At 67.0% G+C, this 6,210-nt stretch carries 6 protein-coding genes; 2 read left to right on the top strand and 4 right to left on the bottom strand.

The features are described from left to right. Positions 1–159: 159 nt before the first annotated feature. Both ACTJJM_RS13580 and ACTJJM_RS13575 read right to left on the bottom strand, forming a co-directional pair. Positions 160–705 (bottom strand): WG repeat-containing protein, encoded by a 546-nt coding sequence (locus ACTJJM_RS13580; RefSeq protein ID WP_224328352.1) that lies wholly within the window; start codon positions 703–705, stop codon positions 160–162. Next, positions 702–2,408: an alkaline phosphatase gene (locus ACTJJM_RS13575; protein WP_224328351.1), complete on the bottom strand. Its 1,707-nt coding sequence runs from the start codon at positions 2,406–2,408 to the stop codon at positions 702–704. The genes ACTJJM_RS13580 and ACTJJM_RS13575 overlap by 4 nt, the downstream gene beginning before the upstream one ends. Before the next feature lie 154 nt (positions 2,409–2,562). Between ACTJJM_RS13575 and ACTJJM_RS13570 the strand changes: the two genes are divergently transcribed. Further along, on the top strand, positions 2,563–3,897 hold the full coding sequence (locus ACTJJM_RS13570; protein WP_019338617.1) for a dicarboxylate/amino acid:cation symporter: 1,335 nt from the start codon (positions 2,563–2,565) through the stop codon (positions 3,895–3,897). Positions 3,898–4,156: 259 nt separating this feature from the next. Here the strand turns inward: ACTJJM_RS13570 and ACTJJM_RS13565 are convergent, their stop codons facing one another. Next, entirely contained in the window at positions 4,157–4,930 is a 774-nt protein-coding gene (locus ACTJJM_RS13565) for a C40 family peptidase (protein WP_010482985.1), read from the bottom strand. Between the two features lie 131 nt (positions 4,931–5,061). Next, positions 5,062–5,601, bottom strand: coding sequence for a C40 family peptidase (locus tag ACTJJM_RS13560; protein WP_026347086.1), 540 nt, complete (start codon positions 5,599–5,601; stop codon positions 5,062–5,064). Between the two features lie 111 nt (positions 5,602–5,712). On the opposite strand from ACTJJM_RS13560, the gene ACTJJM_RS13555 reads away from it, so the two are divergent. Further along, a complete protein-coding gene (locus ACTJJM_RS13555; protein WP_010482989.1) occupies positions 5,713–6,195 on the top strand; it encodes an FKBP-type peptidyl-prolyl cis-trans isomerase in 483 nt (160 codons plus the stop codon). Positions 6,196–6,210: the final 15 nt, after the last annotated feature.

The following is a 6,210-nucleotide window of genomic DNA, read 5'->3' as shown; positions in this document are numbered from 1 at the left end:
TGTGAGCCGCATGGATGCGGCGACCAAGGCTACATGGACGTACTTGCGCCGTCCCCGCAAACCCACAGTGCCCCGCCATCCCACGGAATGCACGCTGTTGCTGTTGCTTCCGCCGTTGCCGTTGCGTCTGCAGGTGCAGGGCGCAGCCCTGCCGAAAACCTACTTCACCCGACGACCCGAGCGGTCGATCCGGAACCACTCTCCGCCTTCCATCGGCGTGTGGCCATCGGCATCCGGCGTGCCGCGACGGCAGCCGTTGCAGACCTCGGCCACGCCGTCGCGGAACGGCCAGGCGAAATCGAAGGTGCCGGGCACCACCTGGCGGAATGTCAGATCGAAGTAACCCACGCGATTGCCGACGCGGCCGCGCAGCAGGCCTTCCTGCGGCGTTTCCGGACCGTTGTCCCAGGTCAGCACCGGCAGGCTGCGACCCTTTCGGTTGACGTAGTGGAAGCCTTCGCCTGCGTAGACCACGGCCAGGCCGTGGTCGTCGTAGTTCAGGTCCTTCAACGTGTCGGCGCTGATCTTCGGCCGGTGATTGACCACCTCGCAGTTGGGCAGCGGCCACAACCCGTGTTCGTCGGTCAGCAGCTTGCACGCAGGTGCCTGTGCCGTTGCAGTGGCACTGGCCAGCACGCCGAGCAGGGCCAGCGACCGCGCGAAGCGGCCGCTGGCAGGCGCAGGGCGGGCCTGCCGTGCGATCACTTGGCCTCGGCCTTGCGTTCGAAGGCCGTCGGCGCCGGCAGCTGCACCGGCACGCCCTTGTCGTCGCAGGTGCCGGCCTGGCACAGGCGCTCGCGCAAGGCCGGGGTGGCCTGCACGATCATGTGGTAGATCGCGTTCTGTTCCAGCGTGCCGCGGATCGCCTTGCTGCCCGGGCCGCGTGCCCAGATACCGACGTCTTCGCCGCCGTGCGACTCGGACTTCATCGGCACCAGTGCTTCCTGCATGTAGTCCGGATGCTCGGTGTCGACCTCGCGCAGGTTCGGGCGGCCGTTGGCCGGTTCGAAGCTGCTCGGGTTGTGCGGGTAGCGCTTCGGGCCGGCCGGCTGCTGGTTGCTGCTGCCGGTATGGCCCGGGCCATTGGCGTAGCTCAACGTGGTGTACGGCTGGCCGGTGCCGTCCAGCGCGTAATCCAGCTTGCCGGCGCCATCTTCGCCACCCTTGTCCTTCACCTTGCCCAGGATCGGGTTGCCGCGTGCCGGGTAGCCGACGAAGTTCAGCGTGTGCGAGTGGTCGGCGGTGACGATGATCAGGGTGTCGTCGGCCGAGGTCAGTTCGTTGGCCACGCGCACTGCATCGGACAGGGCCACGGTCTCGGTCAGTGCACGGTAGGCGTTGCCGCTGTGGTTGGCGTGGTCGATGCGCGCGCCTTCGATCATCAGCACGTAGCCTTCCTGGTGCTTCGACAGATTCCTGATCGCCGCAGCCGTCAGTTCGGCCAGGCTCGGCTCACCGCCCGGATCCTGCGGTCGCTCGTACTCGTAGCGCATGTGGTCCGGCTCGAACAGGCCAAGGATGGCCGGCGCATTGGCGGCGGCGGCCAGCTGCTTGCTGTTCCAGACGTAGGCGCCCTGCGGATGGGCCCGCTGCCATTCCTGCACCAGGCTGCGGCCATCCAGGCGCTGGCCGACCTTGTCGTCGTACTCCGGATCGCGCTCTTCCACGGTGGTGAATTCTCCGCGGCCACCGCCGAGGGCGACCAGCGGGCCGCGACCATAGCGCGAGGTCGACAGCAGCTGCTGGGCGATGTCCTTGCAGCCGGCGGCCTTGGCCGCGTCGGTCAGGTCGGTGTCGTTCTCCCAGTTGCGCTCGGGCGAGTGCGCGTAGGTGGCGGCCGGGGTGGCATGGGTCAGGCGCGCGGTGGATACCACGCCGGTAGCCAGGCCGGCGCTGTCGGCCAGCTGCAGCCAGGTCAGCAGGCCCTTGGACAGGCTGTCGGCACAATCGGTGCGGCTGCCGGCACTGACGCCGATCGCGCCCATGTGGGTCTTCACGCCGGTGGTGATGGCGGTCATGGTGCCGGCCGAATCAGGGGTCTGCGAATCGGTGTTGTAGGTCTTGCTGAACGCCGTGGCCGGGAAGCGTTCCCAGGACAGCAGGTTCTCTTCGCCCGAGCCACCCTTCTGCTGGCCTTCGTAGATGCGCGAGGCGGCCACCGTGGTCAGGCTCATGCCGTCACCGAGGAACAGGATGACGTTCCTGGCCTTGCCGGACATCGCACCGTTCGCTGCAGCCTGGGCCGCGCCGCTGCGGTACCACCACTGCGGCGTCTCGCCGGCCGGGTGGGTAACGGGATCGACGGCGACCTTCAGGCCGGCCGGAGCGGACGCGGGGGAGGTGCTGGCGCAGGCGCCCAGCAGCAGGGTGGTGGCGCAGGCGGCCAACAGGGAGACGGAACGGCGCATGGACGCTGGGATCTCACAAACTGTAACGGGACGTTCATTATGCCCGCCCTCGCAAGGCACGCCGATGACACACTGATTTGCCGGCCGGGCGGTCGTTCTGCGGGCCGCCTTGGGCTATCGTGCCAGCATCCCTTCCTTCCCCTCTGGATTGCCTATGAAGCTGGTCTCTGCCTGGCTGCGGATTCCATTCTGGCAGCGCGTGGTCGGTGGCTTCGTGCTCGGCGCGCTGGCCGGCTGGGCGCTCGGCCCGGCCGCGGAAACGTGGTTCGGCCCGCTCGGCGAGCTGTACGTCACCCTGATCAAGATGATCGCGGTGCCGCTGGTGTTCTTCGCGGTCATCAACGCGATCTCGTCGCTGCACGGCCAGAAATCGGTCGCCGCGCTCAGTGGCCGCACCTTCCTGTGGTTCGTGATCACCGCTGCGCTGGCGGTGTGCGTCGGCCTGGGCGTGGGCACCGTGCTGCAGCCCGGCGCCGGTGGCCTGCAACTGACGATGGCCAGCAACTACGTGCCGCGTGAAGTGCCCAGCGTGGTGCAGGTGCTGCTGGATGTGGTGCCGGCCAATGTCTTCTACGCGCTGTCCGGCATCGGCACCAAGGTCAACGCCGCCGGTGAAACCGTGCTGGCCGCGGGCCGTGGCTCGATCCTGCCGGTGATCTTCTTTGCTGGTCTGGTCGGTTTCGCCATCGTCAAGCTGGGCGAGAAGGTGACCGAGGCGCGCAAGCTGGTCGGCCAGATGAGCGACATCATGATCCAGGTGACCCGCTTCGTGCTGGAAGTCACCCCGATCGGCACCTTCGGCCTGATCGCTGGCCTGGTCGGCAGCTACGGCTTCGAGAAGCTGCTGCCGCTGGGGCATTTCGTGCTGGCCCTGTACGTGGCCTGCGCCCTGCACATCGTGGTGGTCTACAGCGCGCTGCTGCTGGCGCACGGCCTGAACCCACTGAAGTTCTTCCGTGGCGCCGCGCCGGGCATGCAGGTGGCGTTTGTCAGCTCGTCCAGCTTCGCCGCGATGCCGGTGGCGCTGCGTTCGATCACCCACAACCTGGGTGTGAACAAGGACTACGGTTCGTTCGCGGTGCCGCTGGGCGCCAGCATCAAGATGGATGGCTGCGGCGCGATCTACCCGGCGCTGTGCGCGGTGTTCATCTCGCAGTACAGCGGTGTGCCGCTGACCCCGGAACAGTATGTGGTGGTGTTGATCGCCTCGGTGCTGGGCAGCTTCGGTACCGCCGGCGTGCCGGGTACTGCGGTGATCATGGCCACGGTGGTGCTGAGCGCGGCCAACCTGCCGCTGGAGACCATCGGCTACCTGTATGCCATCGACCGCATCCTGGACATGATGCGCACGATGACGAACGTGACGGGCCAGATGCTGGTGCCGGTGATCGTGGCCAAGGAGACCGGGCTGCTCGATCAGGCGGTGTATGACAATCCGTCCAGCAATGTCGGGGTGGACGATCCAGACCCGACACCGCCACGCGCCTGAGGTTGCGTGGAGATGTAAAAGGCCCGCCCTGACCCGGCGGGCCTTTTGTTTGGGAGCTGGTTGGCGCGGTGGCGGCCAAGGCGGGTCCTGGTAGATCCACGCCATGCGTGGATGGAGGCAGTGCCGACAAACGGTCGGCACCCACCAGGGCAGGCGGCGCGATGCCGACCAAGGTCGGCACCTACCGGGGGCGCAAACAAAAAAGCCGCTGCGGGGCAGCGGCTTTTTGTCTTTCAGGCGGCGCCGTAGCGCCAGCGGGTCAGAGGTCGACCCGGCGGGCCTGCATGAACTTGTTGCCCCAGTAACCACTGAGCAGGGTGTCCACGCGGACGTCCTTGCCCGAGCTCGGTGCGTGCAGGAAGCGGCCGTCACCGACATAGATGCCGACGTGGTCGACGCGGCCCTTGCGGCCGAAGAACACCAGGTCACCGGCGGCGAGCGCAGTGCGGTCGTTGATCAGCTCGGCGTTGTCATCGTGGGCCATCTCGCGCGAGACGCGCGGCAGCTCGATGCCCAGCGCCGAGCGGAACACGTAGCCGACCAGGCCGCTGCAGTCGAAGCCGCTGTCCGGGTTGCTGCCACCCCAACGGTACGGGGTGCCCAGCAGGGTCATCGCTCGGCGCAGCAGCGACTGCACCTTGCCGTTATCGGCGGCGGTGCCGACAACGCTGCCATTGGCGGCGCTGCTGGTGTCGTAGTTGGCGAGCAGGCGGCTGAGATCGCCGGCCACCACGGCCGAGCGGTCCATCAGCGGAATGGTGTCATTGGCGGCCAGGTGCGGCAGCAGGGCGGCCAGCGTGGCACTGGCGGCGGCATCGACGCGGCTGCGCTGCGGAGCAGCGGCCTCGGCCTTGGTGGCCGGTCGGGCGGTGCTCTCGGCCACCGGGGCCGGGGTCACATCGGAACGATTCGGAGCAGTCTGCGACCAGGCCGGAAGGCTGGTCAGACAGAGTGCCAGGCCAAGCAACAGCGGGCGGGCACTACGTGAAGATACGGAAGTCTGGCCTTCGCTTTTCAGGTCGTCAGTCGTCACGCGTCGGTCACAGGAAAAAAACGATGGGGCATCATGCCCTGTAAAAGCGGCAATAAGTTAAAAATTCCGTTAGTAAACCGTTAGTTTCGTGGTGATGGGCGTCACAGTTTTAAACATATCACCTGTTCATTTTAGCGAAGGACGCGTTTCGCCCCTGTGTAGTGGTCCTTCCAGTAGGGACCGCTGAGCGAGTCGAGGCGTACCGTGCCGCCGGTGCTCGGCGCGTGCACGAAGCGCCCTTCACCCACATAGATACCGACATGGGTGACGCTGCCGCGGCTGCCGAAGAACACCAGGTCTCCGGTGGCCAGGCGCTGCGGGTCGATCTTCGGGCCCTGTACCGCCGCCAGGTCGCGCGAGGTGCGCGGCAGCCGCAGGTCCAGCATCTCGCGATAGACATAGGCGACCAGGCCGCTGCAGTCGAAGCCCGAATCCGGGGTGTTGCCGCCATAGCGGTAGGGCGTGCCGACCAGGCTGATGGCGCGCATCAGCACCGAGTTGGCCGCCTCGGGGTTGTCCGGCACGGTCTTTGGCCAGTTCGCCGTGGGCGGGGGCGGGGCCGGGCGGGTGGCCTTGCCACCGCCACAGGCGGTCATCAACAGGGGCAGGGCCAGCAGCAGGGCCGGGGCGAGAAACCGGCGCTGGCCGGACGAAACTGGCGTGATGTGCATGATCTCCGGATAATGCGCCACCTTGGATTGGCCGTCATGATGGCGGCGTCCCCGCCGGGCGACAACCCGCCCCAACCCGCCTGCCTTCGGCAGATCCAGACAGAGTTGCGCATGAAGATCGAAAAAGACCGCGTTGTCCGCTTCCACTACACCGTTTCCGAAGTCGGCCAGGAGCCGATCGAATCGTCCAAGGACCGCGGCGAGCCGCTGGCGATCCTGATCGGCCACGGCAACATCATCCCGGGCCTGGAAAACGCCATGATGGACAAGGAAGCCGGCGCGACCTTCAGCGTCGACGTCACTGCCGCTGATGCCTACGGCGAGCGCCGCGAGGGCCTGTCCCAGCGCGTGCCGAAGAAGCACTTCGGCAACACCAAGCTGGCACCGGGCCAGCAGGTCGTGCTGCAGACCAACTTCGGCCCGCGTGCGGTGACCGTGCAGAAGGTCGGCATGAGCGTCGTCGACGTCGACCTGAACCACCCGATGGCTGGCAAGGACCTGCATTTCGACGTCGAAATCGTTGACGTGCGTGAAGCCGGCAAGGAAGAGATCGACCACGGCCACGTCCACGGCGACGGCGGCCACCACCACTGATCGCAGCGCGATCGT

Source organism: Stenotrophomonas sp. 22692 (genome assembly GCF_052045015.1).
GTDB classification, from domain to species: Bacteria; Pseudomonadota; Gammaproteobacteria; order Xanthomonadales; family Xanthomonadaceae; genus Stenotrophomonas; species Stenotrophomonas geniculata.
Note: the sequence above shows the minus strand (reverse complement) of the source record. Positions and strands in the feature narration are given on the sequence as shown.

Bases quoted from the DNA above. Each gene is read 5' to 3' on its own strand.
- ACTJJM_RS13575 (WP_224328351.1), bottom strand. From the start codon at position 2,408: ATGCGCCGTTCCGTCTCCCTGTTGGCCGCCTGCGCCACCACCCTGCTG.
- ACTJJM_RS13570 (WP_019338617.1), top strand. From the start codon at position 2,563: ATGAAGCTGGTCTCTGCCTGGCTGCGGATTCCATTCTGGCAGCGCGTG.
- ACTJJM_RS13560 (WP_026347086.1), bottom strand. From the start codon at position 5,601: ATGCACATCACGCCAGTTTCGTCCGGCCAGCGCCGGTTTCTCGCCCCG.
- ACTJJM_RS13555 (WP_010482989.1), top strand. From the start codon at position 5,713: ATGAAGATCGAAAAAGACCGCGTTGTCCGCTTCCACTACACCGTTTCC.